Annotated in this window: 18 protein-coding genes; 9 read left to right on the top strand and 9 right to left on the bottom strand. The window is 61.6% G+C overall.

Annotation, left to right across the window (positions count from 1 at the left end):
• Positions 1-254 precede the first annotated feature (254 nt).
• Positions 255-1,301: a class I SAM-dependent methyltransferase gene (locus tag VLA07_RS15185; protein ID WP_183780735.1), complete on the top strand. Its 1,047-nt coding sequence runs from the start codon at positions 255-257 to the stop codon at positions 1,299-1,301.
• A 155-nt stretch (positions 1,302-1,456) separates the two neighbouring features.
• On the top strand, positions 1,457-2,299 hold the full coding sequence (locus VLA07_RS15190; protein WP_330206974.1) for an NAD-dependent protein deacetylase: 843 nt from the start codon (positions 1,457-1,459) through the stop codon (positions 2,297-2,299).
• Between the two features lie 106 nt (positions 2,300-2,405).
• Here the strand turns inward: VLA07_RS15190 and VLA07_RS15195 are convergent, their stop codons facing one another.
• On the bottom strand, positions 2,406-3,281 hold the full coding sequence (locus VLA07_RS15195) for a LysR family transcriptional regulator (RefSeq protein ID WP_333989590.1): 876 nt from the start codon (positions 3,279-3,281) through the stop codon (positions 2,406-2,408).
• Positions 3,282-3,431: 150 nt separating this feature from the next.
• Here VLA07_RS15195 and VLA07_RS15200 point away from each other — a divergent pair, with 150 nt between their 5' ends.
• From VLA07_RS15200 to VLA07_RS15210, 3 genes are read left to right on the top strand one after another with little or no spacing between them, the layout of a single operon-like run.
• On the top strand, positions 3,432-4,130 hold the full coding sequence (locus tag VLA07_RS15200) for a CoA transferase subunit A (RefSeq protein WP_007919568.1): 699 nt from the start codon (positions 3,432-3,434) through the stop codon (positions 4,128-4,130).
• A 24-nt stretch (positions 4,131-4,154) separates the two neighbouring features.
• Entirely contained in the window at positions 4,155-4,820 is a 666-nt protein-coding gene (locus VLA07_RS15205) for a CoA transferase subunit B (protein WP_027611653.1), read from the top strand.
• A gap of 11 nt (positions 4,821-4,831) precedes the next feature.
• Positions 4,832-6,013 (top strand): acetyl-CoA C-acetyltransferase, encoded by a 1,182-nt coding sequence (locus VLA07_RS15210; protein ID WP_027611652.1) that lies wholly within the window; start codon positions 4,832-4,834, stop codon positions 6,011-6,013.
• 226 nt (positions 6,014-6,239) lie between these two features.
• Here the strand turns inward: VLA07_RS15210 and VLA07_RS15215 are convergent, their stop codons facing one another.
• Together VLA07_RS15215 and VLA07_RS15220 are read right to left on the bottom strand one after the other, a co-directional pair.
• Positions 6,240-7,559, bottom strand: a complete 1,320-nt coding sequence (locus VLA07_RS15215; RefSeq protein WP_027611651.1) for an Nramp family divalent metal transporter — start codon at positions 7,557-7,559, stop codon at positions 6,240-6,242.
• 71 nt (positions 7,560-7,630) lie between these two features.
• Positions 7,631-8,167, bottom strand: coding sequence for a chalcone isomerase family protein (locus VLA07_RS15220; protein ID WP_333989591.1), 537 nt, complete (start codon positions 8,165-8,167; stop codon positions 7,631-7,633).
• Positions 8,168-8,299: 132 nt separating this feature from the next.
• Between VLA07_RS15220 and VLA07_RS15225 the strand changes: the two genes are divergently transcribed.
• Both VLA07_RS15225 and VLA07_RS15230 read left to right on the top strand, forming a co-directional pair.
• Positions 8,300-9,082, top strand: coding sequence for a hypothetical protein (locus tag VLA07_RS15225; RefSeq protein WP_333989592.1), 783 nt, complete (start codon positions 8,300-8,302; stop codon positions 9,080-9,082).
• Between the two features lie 85 nt (positions 9,083-9,167).
• Positions 9,168-9,734 (top strand): hypothetical protein, encoded by a 567-nt coding sequence (locus VLA07_RS15230; protein WP_086792572.1) that lies wholly within the window; start codon positions 9,168-9,170, stop codon positions 9,732-9,734.
• 3 nt (positions 9,735-9,737) lie between these two features.
• On the opposite strand, the gene VLA07_RS15235 is transcribed toward VLA07_RS15230, so the two are convergent.
• The 4 genes from VLA07_RS15235 to VLA07_RS15250 all read right to left on the bottom strand — a co-directional run bounded on the left by VLA07_RS15235 (position 9,738) and on the right by VLA07_RS15250 (position 13,389).
• Positions 9,738-10,454, bottom strand: coding sequence for an alpha/beta hydrolase (locus VLA07_RS15235; RefSeq protein WP_333989593.1), 717 nt, complete (start codon positions 10,452-10,454; stop codon positions 9,738-9,740).
• Positions 10,455-10,624: 170 nt separating this feature from the next.
• Entirely contained in the window at positions 10,625-11,737 is a 1,113-nt protein-coding gene (locus tag VLA07_RS15240; RefSeq protein ID WP_333989594.1) for a succinylglutamate desuccinylase/aspartoacylase family protein, read from the bottom strand.
• A gap of 198 nt (positions 11,738-11,935) precedes the next feature.
• Complete coding sequence (locus VLA07_RS15245) at positions 11,936-12,715, bottom strand: ABC transporter substrate-binding protein (protein WP_003226194.1); 780 nt, start codon at positions 12,713-12,715, stop codon at positions 11,936-11,938.
• A gap of 245 nt (positions 12,716-12,960) precedes the next feature.
• Positions 12,961-13,389, bottom strand: coding sequence for a rhodanese-like domain-containing protein (locus tag VLA07_RS15250; RefSeq protein ID WP_098964535.1), 429 nt, complete (start codon positions 13,387-13,389; stop codon positions 12,961-12,963).
• Positions 13,390-13,491: 102 nt separating this feature from the next.
• On the opposite strand from VLA07_RS15250, the gene ftrA reads away from it, so the two are divergent.
• Positions 13,492-14,466, top strand: a complete 975-nt coding sequence (ftrA, locus tag VLA07_RS15255; RefSeq protein ID WP_330206980.1) for a transcriptional regulator FtrA — start codon at positions 13,492-13,494, stop codon at positions 14,464-14,466.
• A gap of 134 nt (positions 14,467-14,600) precedes the next feature.
• On the opposite strand, the gene cobF is transcribed toward ftrA, so the two are convergent.
• Both cobF and VLA07_RS15265 read right to left on the bottom strand, forming a co-directional pair.
• Entirely contained in the window at positions 14,601-15,356 is a 756-nt protein-coding gene (gene cobF / locus VLA07_RS15260; RefSeq protein WP_330206981.1) for a precorrin-6A synthase (deacetylating), read from the bottom strand.
• On the bottom strand, positions 15,356-15,871 hold the full coding sequence (locus tag VLA07_RS15265; protein ID WP_442969545.1) for a histidine phosphatase family protein: 516 nt from the start codon (positions 15,869-15,871) through the stop codon (positions 15,356-15,358). The genes cobF and VLA07_RS15265 overlap by 1 nt, the downstream gene beginning before the upstream one ends.
• Before the next feature lie 389 nt (positions 15,872-16,260).
• On the opposite strand from VLA07_RS15265, the gene VLA07_RS15270 reads away from it, so the two are divergent.
• Complete coding sequence (locus VLA07_RS15270) at positions 16,261-17,115, top strand: MurR/RpiR family transcriptional regulator (RefSeq protein WP_027611641.1); 855 nt, start codon at positions 16,261-16,263, stop codon at positions 17,113-17,115.
• Positions 17,116-17,117 lie beyond the last annotated feature (2 nt).

A 17,117-nucleotide genomic window follows, 5' to 3' on the forward strand; every position in this document is an offset into this window, starting at 1 on the left:
CCTGATGCATCGACTGACACACCGCGTTCGCGAGCAAATCGAATCTTAGTACCGCCGCTCCCACATTGGAATTTGCATGGAGCACAAACGCTGCATCTTGCCCCAGCCCGGCTAGACTGATTCATTACCCAGTCGAGGGGGATTGCAGGACGACGTCAGCTGTGCCCTGCCCACTTCTGTGACCACCGCCCAGCGGCCCATGCCTCGACAACGTTTTGCCACCGGACGGTGATCCTGTATCAGGAGCACTCGTGATGGACGAAACACGACTCAACGCCTTCATGGGCAAACTGGTCAACGACATGGGCGGCGCCGCGATGCTGGCGAACGTCATCGTTGGCGAAGAACTCGGGCTGTACCGGGCGATGGCCGACAGTCAGCCGGTCACCCCGCAAGCCCTCGCCGAAAAAACCACCTGCAACCCGCGTCTGGTGCGCGAATGGCTCAGCGCGCATGTCGCGTCCGGCTACATGGAACATCACGATGGCCAGTTTCGGTTGCCGGAAGAGCAGGCGCTGGCACTGGCCGTGGAAGACTCGCCGGTGTACGTCGCCGGCGGGCTCGGTGTGGTGGCCTCGTTTTTCCACGACAAGGACAAACTGGTCAAAGCCATGCGCGGCAATGGCGCCCTGCCCTGGGGCGATCACCATCCGTGCATGTTCAGCGGCACCGAACGCTTCTTTCGCCCCGGCTACAAAGGTCACTTGATCGCTGAATGGCTGCCGGCGCTGGACGGCGTGGTCGCCAAACTCGAAAAAGGCGCCAAAGTCGCCGACATCGGCTGCGGCCACGGCGCCTCGACGGTGATCATGGCCCAGGCGTATCCCAACTCGCGCTTCGTCGGTTTCGATTATCACGCGCCGTCGATCACCGTCGCCACCCAGCGCGCCGAAGAAGGCGGCGTCAGCAGCCGGGCAAAATTCTTCCAGAACAACGCCAAAAGCTACCCCGGCGACGACTATGACCTGATCTGCTATTTCGACTGTCTGCACGACATGGGCGACCCGGTCGGCGCCGCACGGCATGCGTTCGAATCATTGAAGGACGACGGCACGGTGCTGCTGGTCGAGCCGTTTGCCAATGATGCGCTGGACGACAACATCAACCCGGTCGGACGCCTGTTTTACGCGGCCTCGACCTTTATCTGCACGCCGAATTCGCTGTCCCAGGAAGTTGGCCTGGGGCTGGGTGCGCAGGCCGGTGAAATGCGCTTGCGCAAGGTGTTTACCGAGGCCGGGTTCAAGCATTTTCGCCGGGCGACGCAGACGCCGTTCAATCTGATTCTGGAGGCGCGCAAATAAATCACCGCTATCACCGGTGGCGAGGGAGCTTGCTCCCGTCGGTTTGTGTAGCGACCCTGAAAACAGAGGCCTGCTGCGCAGTCCAGCGGGAGCAAGCTCCCTCGCCACACGGTTAATGCTAACCTGCGGGCATCGTCCTCCCCGGAGTGCTGACCATGCTCGACAGCCCGACCCGCGAACACCTCGACACCCTGCACCAGGCCATGGCCGATGGCGGCTTTGTGGTGCTGACCGGCGCGGGCATCAGCACGCCGTCGGGCATCCCGGATTACCGCGACAGCGAGGGCGTACGACGGGGTCGGCAGCCGATGATGTATCAGGAATTTCTCGCCGCCCCGGAATCCCGTCGCCGCTACTGGGCACGGGCCATGCTCGGCTGGCCACGGGTGCGCCAGGCGCGGCCGAATGCGGCGCATCAGGCGCTGGCCGAGTTGCAGCGCCGGGGACTGATCAACGCCTTGATCACGCAGAACGTCGACACCCTGCACGATCAGGCTGGCAGTCACGATGTGATCGAATTGCATGGCAGCCTGCACCGGGTGTTGTGCCTGGATTGCGGCCAGCGCAGCGCGCGTGACGACATTCAGCAGCGGATGGTCGAGCAGAATCCGTATCTGGCCGGGGTCGACGCGGTGCAGGCGCCGGACGGCGATACCCTGCTCGATCCGGCCTTCGAAGCACGCTTCCAGACACCGCAGTGCCCGTATTGCGCCGGTGAGCGGATGAAGCCGGACGTGGTGTTTTTCGGTGAGAACGTGGCGCAACCGACAGCGGCGCGGGCCATGGCGGCGGCAGAGAATGCTGCGGGATTGCTGGTGGTGGGTTCGTCGCTGATGGCCTATTCGGCGTTTCGTCTGTGCCGGGTGATCGCCGATCGGGGCAAGCCGTTGCTGGCGATCAATCTGGGCAAGACTCGCGCCGATGACCTGCTGGATCTGAAGATCGAGGCGTCATGCGAACAGCTGCTGCCGTTGCTGGTGCAACGTCTGACCACCTGAACCGATGATTCCCCTGTAGGAGCGAGCCTGCTCGCGATAGCGTCCTTTCAGCCAAACTTTCCTCGACTGATACCCCGCCTTCGCGAGCAAGCCCGCTCCCACAGGATCAATGTTCGGCTTTGAGAATATCGAACAGTGCCTGCGCCGCCGCCGACAGTTCATTGCCCGGCTCAGTCAGCACACCAATCGCCCGCTCCACTGAATCATTCAAGGTCAGGCAATGCGCGCCCAGCTCCAGCATCTGCTCGGCGCACAACGCTGGCACCGCACTCACCCCCAGGCCACTGGCGACCATGCGCCCGACGGTTGCCAGTTGATGACTCTCGAATTCCACCGGCAGTTTCATGCCCCGGGCCTGCAAGTGTTCTTCGAGCATCACCCGCACTGTCGACGGCCGTTGCAGGGTAATGAACGGTTCCTGCAGCAAGGTCACCCAGTCGATCTCTGTGCACCCGGCCAACGTGGAATCCTGCGGCACCACCGCGACAAAGCGATCGATGTACAGCGGGGTAAACGTCAGCGAGGTGTTCTGCATCGGTTCGAACGCCACACCCAGCTCAACTTGCCGGTCGCGAACCATTTCCAGCACTTGCTCGTTGATCACGTCGTTGACTGTGACGTTGACGTTCGGATAGCGCGCGCGAAAGCTCTTGAGGATCGGCGGCAGCAGGTTGCCGGCAAACGACGGCATGGCCGCCAGCGTCACCCGCCCGCGTTGCAGGCTGAAGCGCTGACGCATTTCGTCTTCGGCGTTGTCCCAGTCGGCAATCAGACGCCGGGCCAGCGGCAGCAGCGATTCGCCCTCGGCGGTCAGCGCCACATTGCGCGTGTTGCGACTGAACAACCGCCCGCCCAGCCCCTCCTCCAGCGCCTTGATGGTCAGGCTCAGCGCCGATTGCGACAGGTGCAGACGCTCGCAGGCCACGGCGAAGCTCAGGCTCTGAGCCACAGCGAGGAAAGCACGGATCTGTTTGATGGTCATGAGCGCTATGCTTCCGTATCTGCAATCAGTCAATTGTTGAGCTTTATCAATCAATCAACCTTAAAAATCAACTTAACAAATATATTCTCCAGCGAGACACTCCAGTCATTCGGCTAGCCAGCCGCCCGACAAACAATAAAAGAGGTGCATATGGCAGGTTTCGACAAGCGCGTGAGTTCCTACGAGGAAGCTCTGGCCGGTCTTGAAGACGGCATGACCGTGATCGCCGGCGGCTTCGGCCTGTGCGGCATCCCGGAAAACCTGATCGCCGAGATCAAACGCAAGGGCACGCGCGACCTCACTGTGGTCTCCAACAACTGCGGCGTCGACGGTTTCGGTCTCGGTGTACTGTTGACCGACCGCCAGATCAGCAAGGTGATCGCCTCTTACGTCGGCGAAAACAAACTGTTCGAAGAGCAATTGCTCAAGGGCGACATCGAAGTCATCCTGACCCCGCAAGGCACCCTCGCCGAGAAAATGCGTGCAGGCGGCGCCGGCATCCCGGCCTTCTTTACCGCCACCGGCGTCGGCACCCCGGTTGCCGAAGGCAAGGAAGTGCGTGAATTCAAAGGGCGCAAGTACCTGATGGAAGAGTCCATCACCGGCGACTTCGCCATCGTCAAAGGCTGGAAAGCCGACCATTTCGGTAACGTCGTCTACCGTCACACCGCGCAGAACTTCAACCCGCTGGCGGCCACCGCCGGCAAGATCACCGTGGTCGAAGTCGAAGAAATCGTCGAGCCCGGCGAGCTGGATCCGTCGCAGATCCACACCCCCGGCATCTACGTCGACCGGGTCATTTGCGGCACGTTCGAAAAGCGCATCGAACAGCGCACCATCCGCAAATAATCCAGGCTGACGGAGAATAAAAACATGGCACTTACCCGCGAACAAATGGCTCAGCGCGTCGCCCGCGAAATGCAGGACGGCTACTACGTGAACCTCGGCATCGGCATTCCGACCCTGGTCGCCAACTACATTCCCGACGGCATGGAAGTCATGCTGCAGTCGGAAAACGGCCTGCTCGGCATGGGTCCGTTTCCGACTGAAGACACCATCGATGCCGACATGATCAACGCCGGCAAACAGACCGTGACCGCACGCATCGGCGCATCGATTTTCAACTCCGCCGAATCCTTCGCGATGATTCGCGGCGGGCATGTCGACCTGACCGTGCTCGGCGCGTTCGAAGTCGACGTCGAAGGCAACATCGCCTCGTGGATGATTCCCGGCAAACTGGTCAAGGGCATGGGCGGCGCGATGGATCTGGTGGCTGGCGCCGACAACATCATCGTGATCATGACCCACGCCTCCAAGGACGGTGAGTCCAAACTGTTGGCCAGGTGCAGCCTGCCGCTGACCGGCGCCGGCTGCATCAAGCGCGTGCTGACCGACCTCGCTTACCTGGAAATCGAAAATGGCGCTTTTGTCCTCAAGGAACGCGCACCTGGCGTCAGCGTCGAGGAAATCGTCGCCAAAACCGCTGGTAAACTGATCGTCCCGGATCACGTACCGGAAATGCAGTTCGCTGCCCAGTGAGGAATTCGAAAATGCAAGACGTCGTAATTGTTGCCGCCACCCGCACCGCGATCGGCAGTTTCCAGGGTTCGCTGGCCAGCGTGTCCGCGGTGGATCTGGGCGCTGCGGTGATTCGCCAGCTGCTCGAACAGACCGGTCTGGACGGTGCGCAGGTCGATGAAGTGATCATGGGCCAGGTGCTGACGGCCGGCGCCGGCCAGAACCCGGCGCGTCAGGCGGCGATCAAGGCCGGCCTGCCCCACGCCGTGCCGGCCATGACCCTGAACAAGGTCTGCGGTTCGGGCCTGAAAGCCCTGCACCTGGGCGCGCAAGCGATCCGTTGCGGCGATGCCGAGGTGATCATCGCCGGCGGTCAGGAGAACATGAGCCTGTCCAACTACGTGATGCCGGGCGCACGCACCGGTCTGCGCATGGGTCACGCGCAAATCGTCGACACCATGATCAGCGATGGCCTGTGGGATGCGTTCAACGATTACCACATGGGCATCACTGCCGAGAATCTGGTCGATAAATATGAGATCAGTCGCGAACAGCAGGACGCCTTCGCCGCCGCTTCGCAGCGCAAAGCCGCTGCGGCCATTGAGGCCGGACGCTTTGTCGATGAGATCACCCCGATTCTGATCCCGCAGCGCAAAGGTGATCCGGTGGCGTTCAAGGTCGACGAACAACCACGTGGCGACACCACCGCCGAATCCCTGGCGAAACTGCGTCCGGCGTTCAAGAAGGACGGCAGCGTCACCGCCGGTAATGCTTCCTCGCTGAACGATGGCGCCGCTGCAGTCATCCTGATGAGCGCCGAAAAGGCCAAGGCCCTGGGCCTGCCGGTGCTGGCAAAAATCGCCGCATATGCCAATGCTGGTGTGGACCCGGCGATCATGGGCATCGGCCCGGTCTCGGCCACCCGTCGCTGCCTGGACAAGGCGGGCTGGAACATCGGCCAACTGGACCTGATCGAGGCCAACGAAGCGTTCGCCGCGCAATCGCTGGCAGTGGCCAAGGATCTGCAATGGGATCTGGACAAGGTCAACGTCAACGGCGGCGCCATCGCCCTCGGTCACCCGATCGGTGCGTCGGGCTGCCGCGTGCTGGTGACGCTGCTGCACGAAATGATCAAGCGTGATGCGAAAAAAGGTCTGGCGACCCTGTGCATCGGCGGCGGTCAGGGTGTGGCGCTGGCGCTGGAACGCGCTTAACCCCCGAGTTCACAGCGGGCGGCGGATCCACGACATCCGCTACTCGCTGGCAACAAAAAACCCGGTGCGACTTGCGTTGCACCGGGTGTTTTTTTGCCCATTCAAAATCTTCTTTGAATGGACCTCCCTCTTCGCGAGCAAGCCCGCTCCCACAGGGGAATGCATTCCAGGGTGGGAGCGGGCTTGCTCGCGAAGGGGCCAGTTCAGGCAACAGAAAAACCAGGGCTCACACCACCATCTGCAGAATCAACCAGGCATTCGCGCCACTGATCACCGCAAACAAGCCCCACGCCAGCACCCGGGTCGGCAGCCGGTTCACAAACGGCCCCATCAGTTGCTTGTCGCTGGTCATGCGGATCAGCGGGTACAGCGCAAATGGCAGTTGCAGGCTGAGCACCACCTGACTCAACACCAGCAACTTGCCCACCGCGTTATCCCCCATCAGCCACACGCCGATGAACGCCGGGATCAGTGCCAGTCCGCGAGTGATCAACCGCCGCTGCCAGCAGGGAATCCGCAGGTTCAGATAACCCTCCATGATCACCTGCCCGGCGATGGTCCCGGTGAACGTCGAGCTCTGCCCCGACGCCAGCAACGCCACGCCGAACAGCACACTGGCCAGCGCGCCGCCGACCAGCGGGTCGAGCAGGTGGTAGGCGTCCTGAATGTCGACCACGTCGGTATGCCCGGACTGGTGAAACGCAGCCGCCGCCAGAATCAGGATCGCCGCGTTGACCAGCAGCGCCAGCGCCAGCGAGCCGATGGTGTCGATGCGCGCCAGGTTGACCGCGTCCTGCTTGCTGGCCAGGTCCTTGCCGATCATCCGCGTCTGCACGATCGAAGTGTGCAGGTAGAGGTTATGCGGCATCACCGTCGCGCCGAGAATACCGATCGCCAGATACAGCGGTGCGGCATCGCTGATCGCCGAGAGCGACGGTTTGAAACCGGCGAACACATCCGGCCAGTAGGGTTTGATCAGCACCAGTTCAACGAAGAAACACACGCCGATGGTCGCCACCAGCACCAGCATGATCGCCTCCAGCCGACGGAAGCCACGGTTCTGCAAGGCCAGCACCAGCAGCGTGTCGAAGGCGGTCAGGGCAATGCCGAAGGTCAGCGAACAGCCAAGCAACAAGTGAAACGCCAGGGCGCAGCCGAGCACTTCGGCCAGATCAGTGGCGATGATCGAGATTTCCGCCAGCACCCATTGCAGGCGTGCGGTCGGGGTGCTGTAGCGCTCGCGGGACAATTGCGCCAGATCGCGACCGGTGGCGATGCCCAGACGCGAGCACAGGCACTGCACGACCATTCCCGCCAGACTTGCGAGCAACACCACGAACAGCAGGCTGTAACCAAAACGCGAACCGGCCTCGATCGCGGTCGCCCAGTTGCCCGGGTCCATGTAGCCGATCGACACCAGCAAGCCAGGCCCGGCAAAACGCAGCACGCGTTTGAAGAACGAAGCGCTCGGATCCACCGCGACACTGCCGGCCACCTCCGGCGGGCAGAACGGCGCGGTGGCGATTTTGGGTAAGCTGAATTTCACGCACACATCCAGAAACAAGTTCGAAAGACGCAGCTTAGAGGTTTCAGTCAGCGCCTTGAAGAACAAAAACTCTATCGGCTCATGCCCAACAGTTGCTCACGCAGTTCGGGATTGCGCGTACGCGGATCCAGCCAGATATCGAAAAACGCCCGGGCAAATTGCGGATCATCGATTTCATGCTGCAACTGCTGACCGACAAAAAACCGCGCACCCTGCCCCGGCAGATACACGCCCGTGATCCGCGTGCCGGCCTGCACATCGACAAACGATTGCTGCATTTGCTCTTGCCACTTGGTCAGTTGCGCGGGACTGACGCCCGAGCCTGCCAGCCGTTTGATTTCATCGACACTGGCCTGCACCAGATCATCGCGGGAGATCTTGCGCCGATAGATCAGCTCCAGAGCGAAGGGCTGCTCGGTGGACAACGGGCGTGCCGCACTCCACAACCGGGCGTTGTAGACGTCGAAGCCGAACACACTGAAATCACCGGTGCCGATGATTTGCGCGCCGGGCACGGCGTCCTGCCAATTGGCCCAGGTCGGCGTGAGTAAAAGCGCCCACAAGCCGATGCCACAGCACCCACGCAGCAACTTCGATGGTTTGCTCATTGCGGCATCGACTCCGGTAAACCCCTGATCTTCAGAGCATAGCGGATATCACCCGCACACTTTGTATACAAAAATTGTCGATCAATGCAGCAATCGGTTACCTTGGCCATCCCATCCCCGGAGGCCTCCCGCGTGCTGATCCTCAAACTGCTGCTGATTCCCGGTTTCCTGCTGCTAATTTCCCTCGCCGGCAAGCGCTGGGGACCGAGCGTGGCCGGGTGGCTGTCGGGGCTGCCGGTGGTGGTCGGGCCGATTCTGTTTTTCCTCGCCATCGAACAGGGGCCGCAGTTTGCTGCGCAATCGGCGGTGGCGGCGCTGTCAGCGATGTTCGCCATGATCGCCTTCTGCATCACCTACGCGCAGGTGGCGCAGCGGGCGAACTGGCCGTTGGCGCTGACGGCGTCACTGTCGGTGTGGGCGGGACTGGCGCTGGTGTTGTCGCTGGTTCCGTCGTCACTGACGTTCTCGGTCGCTGCGGCGGCGATTGCCCTGCTCGCCGCGCCGTACCTGTTTCCCGACGTGCAGCCGGTGCTGAACGGCCCGGCGCCGAAGTCGGACAAACTGCTCTGGCGGATGATTGCCGGTGCGGCGCTGACGCTGCTGGTGACCATGCTCGCGAGTACTGTGGGCGAGCGCTGGAGCGGCTTGCTCGCGGTGTTCCCGGTGCTCGGCAGTGTGATGGCGGTATTCTCTCAGCAGACTCGTGGCCCAGCGTTTACCGCGGCATTGCTGCGGGCGACGGCGACCGGCATGTACTCGTTCTCGGCATTTTGCCTGGTGACGGCGCTGACCCTGCCGAGTCTCGGCCTCAGCGGATTCATCGCCGGTGTCGCGGTGTCGGTGGCGATGCTCGGGGTCACCCGCAAGTTGCTGGCCCGACCGACTCCCGCCAAAAGCCCACAACCTCAAGGCTGAGGCAGCCTGACAAACCGCGCTGGAATGCCAGGCATGCTCCGTGGGATCATCGCCGCCCTGGCGCGACCATCCCTCGGAGATTCACATGTCATTGCTCAGCAAGAAAGCCGTCGTCCTGTTGCTTGCGGCGGTCGCCGGCCTCGGCGCCCTCAACGCCCAGGCAGCCAAGCCCAAGGAAAAGGCCTCGACCAACAACGTGTCGATGCTCGACGGCAAGTTCACCTTCGTCCTGCCCAAAGGCTTCACCGCCGACCCGCTGCCGGCCGGGCCAACCGGTGCCAAGGGCACGATGTACACCAATCAGGCGACCAAGACCGTGGTCATCGCCGCGGAAAACCAGATCGCCGGCGGCGCCAGCGTCAAGGACAACGACAACGAATTTCTCGATGGCAGCCTAGCGAGTTTCATCGATGACCAGCGCAAGGCCCTGCCGGACTTCAACAAGCTCAGCGAAAAAAGCCTGACCCAGAAAAGCAGCGGCCTCGGCGTGCGTCAGGTCGACAGCACCGCCACTCAGGGCGGCGGCCAGACCCTCAATACCACCCTGCTCGCCGCCTCCGGCAAGCGCATGGCGCTGGTTCAGGTGATTTCCCGGGCCAGCGACAAGAGCGGTCACGATGCGCTGGTGAAAACCATCCTCAAGGACAAGTGATCCTTACGGATTGAGCTGCTGCAGCCAGGCGTTCAAGTCGCGCAGCTCGGCAGAACTGATGCTGTGGCCGACACCGGGATAAGCGTGAAACTCGGGGCTGTAGCCGAGTTTCTGCAGCCGCGCATTGGCTTCGGTGCCGTCGCGGTATGGCACCCGATCATCGGCGGTGCCATGGCCGATGAAGATCTTCAGCGGCAACGGTTGTTGCTGCGCCTGGAGCTCGGTTTTCAATACCGGCAACAGGCGTCCGCTCAACGCCGCAATGCCGCCGACCGCCACGGGCGGACGCAAGCCCACCTCGTACGTCATCATCGCGCCCTGGCTGAAGCCGATCAGGTACACCTTGTCCGGGCTGGCGTGATATTTCTTCGCCGCCTGGGCGACAAACTCCCGCAGTTTCTGACCGCTGGCCTTCAGATCATCGGTCTCACCGTTGTAGGCGCCTTCGCCTTTTTTGCGAAACCACTGGAAACGCCCTTCGCCCAACGCCAACGGCGCCTGCACCGAAAGGTAGTTGTACTGCGCCGGCAGCTGAAACTTCATGCCGATCAGATCGGCTTCGTTACTGCCGTAACCGTGCAGAAAAATCACCAGCGGCCGAGTGTTCGCGTCCGGGTGAACCTGTTCGATGTATTTCAGTGGCAAATCGCTTTGCAGCGTGGTTTGCGCGTGGACGGCGCTGGACGCCAGCAGGGTTAACAGGGCAAACGCCTTCAACATAGAGCCTTCCTTCACAGAGTGTCGGGTTCGTCGGTGAGCCTAACACTCTCTGAAGAGAGTGGTGCTGGCGAGACCGCTATCGCGAGCAGGCTCACTCCTACAGGGACAACGCATTCCAAATGTAGGAGTGAGCCTGCTCGCGATGAGGCCGGAAAATCCAAGGAAATCTGTCAGTCGTTGATCAGCTTGCCCACCCGAATCGGCTCGCGCCCCGCCACCTTGGCCTGCCAGATCCCCGGCTGGGTGTAACGCCCACGATCGATCGCAAACAACACGCCGCTGGTGCCTGCACAAACAGTGGTGAGGCGGTCATTCAACGGGTCGACCACTTCGAACAGCGCGTCGCCCCGCTCGACCCACTCCCCAGCATTGCGCAGGAAACTGACCACGCCATGGTGCGGGGCGAACAGATATTCGGTGCCTTCGAACGGCATGCCTTCGCAGCACTCGCTCGGTGCCGCCGGCCATTCGCCGCTGATGAAACCCTGCTCGGCGAGAAAGCCGAGAATCGCTTCACAATTGGCCTGCGCCTGATCGACCCGCGTGTCGCCCATGCTGCCCAGCTCAAGGGTGGTGGCGAGGTTCGCCGGGGGAATCGCCGCACTCGGAAACGCTCGCGCCAGACGCAGCCACGGCGACGAGCACGATTCATCGAACGAACTGCCACCGGAGTCTTCGCACAACAAGGCCACGCCGGCCTTCAGTCGCGCCGCCAGCGATTGCCAGCGCGGCCAGTGTTGCGGCAATGCGTAAATGTGAATCGCCGCGTCGAAATCGCAATGCAGATCGAGGGTGATGTCGGCGTCGCAGGCATGGCGCAGCAGCAAGCGGTGCAGCGCTTCCAGTTGCGAGGCCGGGGCTGGCAACTCATCGAGCACCTGGCCCATGGTCTGGCGGATCAGCGCGATGTTGGCCTCGGCGTCGCTGCCCAGTTGCTCACCGATTCGCGCCGCCACCGGCGCACTGAGTTCAACAAACGCGCGGTTGAAATTCTTCCCGCTGCCCAACTCGAAGCGCCCCATGTGGCTGCCTTGCAGATGCTGGTCGAGGCCGATCGGGTTGGCCACCGGCACGAGCTCGATCACGCCTTGCAGACGGCTCTGCTGTTCCAGCGCGTTGAGGCGTTGCCTGAGTTCCCACGCGGTGCGCATCCCCGGCAGTTCGTCGGCGTGCAGGCTGGCCTGGATGTACACCTTGCGGCTGCCCGCGCCGTAACGGAAGACGCTGAGGGAACGTTCGCTGCCCAGATGGCTCCAGGGCAGGACATGGTCGATGCGTTGCATGGGTAACTCCTGAATGGCTGGATCACGCAGATCCCCTGTAGGAGTGAGCCTGCTCGCGATAGCGGTGTGTCAGGCACTAAAGCGGCTGAATGTTAAACCGCTATCGCGAGCAGGCTCACTCCTACAGGGTTCTCCTATGAAGCAGAGCATAAAAAAAGTGGCCACCGCGCAAACGGGACCACTTTTTTCTACAGCGTATTAATGGCCGTACACGTCGAAGTCGAAGTACTTGTCCTGGACTTTCTTGTACTCGCCATTGGCGCGGATTTCAGTGATGGCCTTGTTGAATTTCTCGGCCAGCTCGGTATCGCCTTTACGTACGGCAATCCCGGCACCGCCGCCGAAGTACTTGGCGTCTTCGTAAGTCGGGCCGACGAATTCGAAACCTTTGCCGGCGTCGGTCTTCAGGAAACCGTCGCTGAGGTTGACCGAGTCGGCCAGCATCGCGTCGAGACGACCGGATTTCATGTCGAGGTTGGCTTCCTGTTGCGAGCCGTAGCGCACCACTTCAAACCCGGCGTCCTTGGCCATGTCGGTGGCGTAGCGGTCGTGGGTACTGGCGCGCAGCACGCCGACTTTCTTACCCTTGAGCTCGGTCAGCGGGTCTTTGACACCGGAGCCTTCCTTCATCACGAAGCGCGCCGGGGTGTGGTAGTACTTGATGGTGAAATCGACGTTTTTCTTGCGGTCGTCGGTGATGGTCATCGAGGACAGGATCGCGTCGATCTTCTTCACTTTGAGTGCCGGGATCAGACCGTCGAATTCCTGCTCGACCCACACGCATTTGACGTCCATCTGTTTGCACAGGGCATCGCCGATATCGACGTCGAACCCGGTGAGTTTGCCATCAGCGGTTTTCATCGAGAATGGCGGGTAAGCGGCTTCGATCCCCAGACGAATCGGTTTGGCGTCTTCGGCCACTGCGGTCAGGGACAACATCGACAGTGCCAGGGCACCGAACATCACTAGCTTCTTCATTTATTACTCCTGTGTGCGGAGGCTTTTATTGGCAGCTTTCGATTGGCGTTCGGTCATGGCCATTGAGCAGCAAAAACCGACGTGGCCGGCAGTCTATGGCGGCGCGCACAGGGCAAATTGTGTTTAGGCGACAAATACTTACAGAAAATCGGCGCACGCGTTGACCGGGATCAACGGTGCGCCGACATGGTGCAAAGGCTGTAGGACAAACTCCGATTCTGCCCAGGAAATGGCTGAAAAAACTGTCAGCATTCGCAGGCAATGACAACTCGGGCAGGCTGTTCGACACTCAGCGAAAAACCCTCATCCAGCCAGCCGGTCACGCCGCCGATCATCTCCTTGACCGGGTAACCCAACGCCGCCAGTTTCACCGCAGCCTTGTTGGCGCCGTTGCAGTGCGGGCCGGCGCAATAGACCACGAACAACGTGCTCGTCGAATACTCCGCCAGGCCTTCGGCGGTCAGCAAGCGGGTCGGAATGTTGATCGCGCCCGGCACGTGACCGCGCTCGAACGCCAAAGGCCCGCGCACATCGACCAGGACAAAATCGACTTCACCGGCTTCCTGGCTGCCGTACACGTCAGAACAATCGGTTTCAAACGTCAGACGGTTGCTGAAATGCATCAGGGCAATCGCCGACGGTGCAGCAGGAATGTCGCGAACCAAGCTGGTCATGTTGTGTGGCTCCTTCATCTGTTGGGGTGTGAGCAGACTTTATCGGGCCGGCACTTGGCGCTACAGTGGCGCGCAAGACACTCACCGGGAATTTTCCGCCAAATGCCTGACTCACCTGGATTGGTCGCGATTCTGGCCTACGATGGCCTCTGTACCTTCGAGTTCGGCATCGCCGTGGAGATTTTCGGCCTGCCCCGGCCGGAATTCGATTTCCCGTGGTACGAGCACTGCATCGTCGCCGTCGATCAAGGGCCGATGCGCGCCATGGGCGGGATTCACGTATTGGCCGACGGCGGCCTGGAGCTGCTGGCGCAGGCGCGCACCATCATCATTCCCGGTTGGCGCGACCGCGAGGCCCCGGTGCCGCCGGCGCTGATCGACGCCTTGCGACAGGCCCACGCCCAGGGTGCGCGGTTGCTGTCAATTTGCTCAGGGGTGTTTGTGCTGGCCGCCAGTGGCTTGCTCGACGGCCACGGTGCGACCACCCACTGGCGCTACACCGATGAACTGGCGCGACGCTACCCGGCGATCGCGGTCAATCCGGATGTGCTTTACGTCGACTCCGGCCAGTTGATCACCTCGGCGGGCAGCGCCGCCGGGATCGATGCCTGCCTGCATCTGCTGGCACGGGACTTCGGCACCCAGGTCGCCAATTCAGTGGCCCGGCGTCTGGTGATGTCGCCGCAACGCACTGGCGGTCAGGCACAGTTCATCCCGACGCCGGTCAGCGCGACGCCGCGCAACGACTTGTCGCGGGTGATGCAGTGGGCCCGCGAGCGCTTGCACCAACCGCTGGAAGTGCGCGATCTGGCCAGCGAAGCGGCGATGAGCGAGCGCACCTTTCTGCGCCGTTTCACCGAGGCCAGCGGGCAATCGCCCAAAGCGTGGCTGCAACACGAGCGACTGGCTCGGGCGCGGGAGTTACTGGAGAGCAGCGTGTACAACACCGAGCAGATCGCCCAGCGCTGCGGTTATCGCTCGGTGGAAAGTTTTCGCGTGGCGTTTCGCAGCGTGGTCGGGGTGCCGCCGTCGGTGTATCGGGAGCGGTTTGGGCGTGGGGTCAAAGCCATTTCCTGAGGTGAATTTCCGGACGCCATCGCTGGCAAGCCAGCTCCCACAGGTTTTGCGTCGTACACACCACCTTATTTCAACTCAGAAACCTGTGGGAGCCGGGCTTGCCCGCGATGAGGCCTGCACCGACAGCCTACAAATCAAGGCTTGCGCAACAGATAGGTATCCATGATCCAACCATGCTCGGCCCGCGCCGCTTTACGCGTGCGCTCGATTTGATCCGCAACATCCTTGAGCTTGCCGCTGATCAGAATCTCATCCGGCGTGCCGAGGTAAGCGCCCCAGTAAATCTCGGTCTGCTGATCCGCCACGCTGTGGTAAGAGTCCTCGGCATCGAGCATCACCACCAGGCTGCCCGTGTCACTCACCTGCCCCGCCGCCAGACGCCGGCCAGTGGTGATTTCAATTGACCGGCCAATGCTGTTCAACGGCACTTTATGCTGCGCGGCCAGCGCCTGAACACTGGTAATCCCGGGGATCACTTCAAACTCGAAAGCACAGCGACCTGACACCAGAATCGCCTGCAGGATACGAATCGTGCTGTCGTACAGCGCCGGGTCGCCCCACACGAGGAAACCGCCGCACTGCTCGTCAGCCAATTCTTCATTGATCAGTCGTTCAAAGGTTTCCTGCTTGGCACGGTTCAGATCATCGACCGCGCGGGTGTAGTCCACGTCGCCGCGCGCGCGCTCGGGGCTGTGGGATTCGACGAAGCGATACGCAGGATCGGTGATGTAACGCGCACAGATGTCGCGACGCAAATCGATCAGTTTGTCCTTGCTCGGGCCTTTGTCCATCAGAAAGAACACGTCGACCTGATTCAGCGCCTTTACCGCCTGCATCGTGATGTAGTCGGGATTTCCGGCGCCGATGCCAATCACTAGCAGTCGTTTCATTACAGTGCTCCCGCAAGATCGATACCCGCCAAGCGTAGCCGCCAGATGCCGTTGAACCGCAGTTCAACCATGGACAACGGTTCAACATCAATGGCGTTGAACGCCGCGCCCTGTAACACCTGCATCAGTGCCGCACGCACCACAAACGGATGGGTGACAGCGACGATGTGCCCCGATACGCCTTGCAGACTGGTCAGCCATGCCGCCACGCGTTCGCTCAACTGCATTACCGACTCGCCACCATGCGGTGCCGCCTGCGGATCATTGATCCACGCCTGCAAGGCCTCGGCCTCGCGCACTTGCAGATCCTTGATCGCTTGCCCGTGCCAGCGCCCCAAATCGCAATCGCGCAGCGCTTCGTCCACTTGCGGCGCCGCACCGAACCACTCGGCAGTCTGGCGCGTACGCAATTCCGGCCCGCACAACAAACGACTGGCGCTGGCGAACTTCGCGGCCAACGCGCCGAGCGCCAATGGCGAATTTTCAACAGGCTCGTTCGTAGGAAAACGCGACATTTTCTGTGCGACGGTTCGAGCGTGGCAAATCAAAGTCAAACGGGTGGACTGCACAGGATTTCACTCGATAAGCATCAGCTGAATCGGCGGCAAATCGCCGGTCTTGTGGCAATTGTGCCGTAACCCGGTCGCTTCAGGGGATCTCGTGAACCCCCAGCCCAGTACTCTGAAGTAGAAAAAGCGGCAATGTCTGACACGCCTGGAGGCAATGGACTACAAGAGGCACAGACTCAGGTGTAGCCCTTGTTACTCAGGGTTGTGAGCTTATTTAAACGTCGAATCGCCAACGCTAAAAATTCACTAGACATGTAACCTGAGTTACATAAATACTGTTTTAACGGATTGTGAAACGAATTCAACACCCCCCCCTTCATCCAGCAGGAGCCCGGATGCCCCCTCTCAGAGACTTGATCACCGACCCCGGCCTGGAACTGACGCCGTCGGAGCGCAAAGTGATTCGCGCCCTGCTCGACCAGTATCCACGCAACGGCCTGGGTCCGATGGCGCGTCTGGCCGAACACGCCGGCGTCAGCGATCCGACCATCGTGCGGCTGGTGAAGAAGCTCGGATTTGGCGGTTATGCCGAGTTTCAGGACGCGCTGCTCAGCGACATGGACCACCGCCTGCGTTCGCCGCGCACACTGTTGCAGCCGCGTTCGCACCTGAACAAGGACGATGCCTGGGGCCATTATCTGGCTGACAGCCAACGCCTGCTGGTGGAAACCCAGGTTCTGACGCAACCCGAAGACGTGCGCATTCTGCTCGACTGGCTGCTCGATACCCGGCACCAGATCTACTGCTTCGGCGGGCGCTTCAGCAGCCTGATGGCCAACTACCTGCTCAACCACCTGCGCTTGCTGCGGCCCGGCTGCTTTGCCTTGGAGGACAACGCACAACTGCCCGACCGCCTGTTCGATCTGCAACGCCAGGACGTGGTGCTGCTGTTTGACTATCGGCGCTACCAGTCCCAGGCCCTGCGGGTGGCCTCGGCGGCGAAGAACAACAACGCGCGGGTGGTGCTGTTCACCGACATCTATGCCTCGCCGCTGCGTGAACTGGCGGACCTGATCATCAGTGCTCCGGTGGAGTCGGCCTCGCCGTTCGACACCATGGTGCCGGCGCTGGCCCAGGTCGAGGCGCTGATTGCCTGCCTGACCCTGCGCAGCCCCGATCTGGCCGATCGCCTGGAAGGCATCGACGCCCTGCGCAACGACTTCAACACCCATCTGCTGGAGGATAAATAAGG

Source organism: Pseudomonas sp. S3(2024), from assembly GCF_036861315.1.
GTDB classification, from domain to species: Bacteria; Pseudomonadota; Gammaproteobacteria; order Pseudomonadales; family Pseudomonadaceae; genus Aquipseudomonas; species Aquipseudomonas putida_A.

Excerpts from the sequence above, each read along its gene's own strand:
- VLA07_RS15185 (WP_183780735.1), top strand. The coding sequence starts at position 255 with ATGGACGAAACACGACTCAACGCCTTCATGGGCAAACTGGTCAACGAC.
- VLA07_RS15190 (WP_330206974.1), top strand. The coding sequence starts at position 1,457 with ATGCTCGACAGCCCGACCCGCGAACACCTCGACACCCTGCACCAGGCC.
- VLA07_RS15195 (WP_333989590.1), bottom strand. The coding sequence starts at position 3,281 with ATGACCATCAAACAGATCCGTGCTTTCCTCGCTGTGGCTCAGAGCCTG.
- VLA07_RS15200 (WP_007919568.1), top strand. The coding sequence starts at position 3,432 with ATGGCAGGTTTCGACAAGCGCGTGAGTTCCTACGAGGAAGCTCTGGCC.
- VLA07_RS15205 (WP_027611653.1), top strand. The coding sequence starts at position 4,155 with ATGGCACTTACCCGCGAACAAATGGCTCAGCGCGTCGCCCGCGAAATG.
- VLA07_RS15210 (WP_027611652.1), top strand. The coding sequence starts at position 4,832 with ATGCAAGACGTCGTAATTGTTGCCGCCACCCGCACCGCGATCGGCAGT.
- VLA07_RS15220 (WP_333989591.1), bottom strand. The coding sequence starts at position 8,167 with ATGAGCAAACCATCGAAGTTGCTGCGTGGGTGCTGTGGCATCGGCTTG.
- VLA07_RS15230 (WP_086792572.1), top strand. The coding sequence starts at position 9,168 with ATGTCATTGCTCAGCAAGAAAGCCGTCGTCCTGTTGCTTGCGGCGGTC.
- VLA07_RS15235 (WP_333989593.1), bottom strand. The coding sequence starts at position 10,454 with ATGTTGAAGGCGTTTGCCCTGTTAACCCTGCTGGCGTCCAGCGCCGTC.
- VLA07_RS15240 (WP_333989594.1), bottom strand. The coding sequence starts at position 11,737 with ATGCAACGCATCGACCATGTCCTGCCCTGGAGCCATCTGGGCAGCGAA.
- VLA07_RS15245 (WP_003226194.1), bottom strand. The coding sequence starts at position 12,715 with ATGAAGAAGCTAGTGATGTTCGGTGCCCTGGCACTGTCGATGTTGTCC.
- VLA07_RS15250 (WP_098964535.1), bottom strand. The coding sequence starts at position 13,389 with ATGACCAGCTTGGTTCGCGACATTCCTGCTGCACCGTCGGCGATTGCC.
- ftrA (WP_330206980.1), top strand. The coding sequence starts at position 13,492 with ATGCCTGACTCACCTGGATTGGTCGCGATTCTGGCCTACGATGGCCTC.
- cobF (WP_330206981.1), bottom strand. The coding sequence starts at position 15,356 with ATGAAACGACTGCTAGTGATTGGCATCGGCGCCGGAAATCCCGACTAC.
- VLA07_RS15265 (WP_442969545.1), bottom strand. The coding sequence starts at position 15,871 with ATGTCGCGTTTTCCTACGAACGAGCCTGTTGAAAATTCGCCATTGGCG.
- VLA07_RS15270 (WP_027611641.1), top strand. The coding sequence starts at position 16,261 with ATGCCCCCTCTCAGAGACTTGATCACCGACCCCGGCCTGGAACTGACG.